Raw genomic sequence first — 634 nt, forward strand, 5'->3', positions numbered from 1 at the left:
ATGAAAGCCATGGGCCTTAAATCGCTGATCCGTCTCAAAAGATACCGCTCCTACAAAGGCCAGACAGGCAAGGTTGCCCCCAACTTACTCAACAGGGACTTCAAATCTGTAAAACCCTCGCAGAAATGGGCAACGGATGTCTCTGAGTTCAGGGTGAAAGACAAAAAACTTTTTCTATCTCCCATTATTGATCTCTTTAATGGGGAAATCATTAGTTACAGCCTGTCCGAATCGGCCAATTTCAAGCAAGTCACACAAATGCTCAAAACGGCATTTAAAAAGATTGATAAACCGGAAAACCTGATGCTACATTCGGACCAGGGCTGGCAATATCAGATGGGCGAATATCAAAAAATGCTCAAATCAAAGGGCATTACCCAAAGCATGTCCAGAAAAGGCAACTGCCTGGACAATGCGGTTATCGAAAACTTTTTTGGTACCATTAAATCAGAGTTGTTCTACCTAAAAAAATACAACAGCACCGACCAGCTAAGAAAAGACATCAAGGAATATATTGAATACTACAACAATGAAAGGATCAGGCTGAACTTAAATGGAATGAGCCCGGCACAATACCGGGCTCATCACACTAATCGCTAAATTTTAAACCGTCCAACTTTTGGGGTTCAGTCCA

At 42.1% G+C, this 634-nt stretch carries 1 protein-coding gene; it reads left to right on the top strand.

The window, feature by feature from the left end; all coding sequences use genetic code 11:
- Window positions 1-600: IS3 family transposase (locus KOD92_RS27350; protein ID WP_215236789.1), on the top strand; the 600-nt coding region annotated here is incomplete at its 5' end.
- Window positions 601-634 lie beyond the last annotated feature (34 nt).

The organism is Dyadobacter linearis, assembly GCF_907165045.1.
Taxonomy (GTDB): domain Bacteria; phylum Bacteroidota; class Bacteroidia; order Cytophagales; family Spirosomataceae; genus Dyadobacter; species Dyadobacter linearis.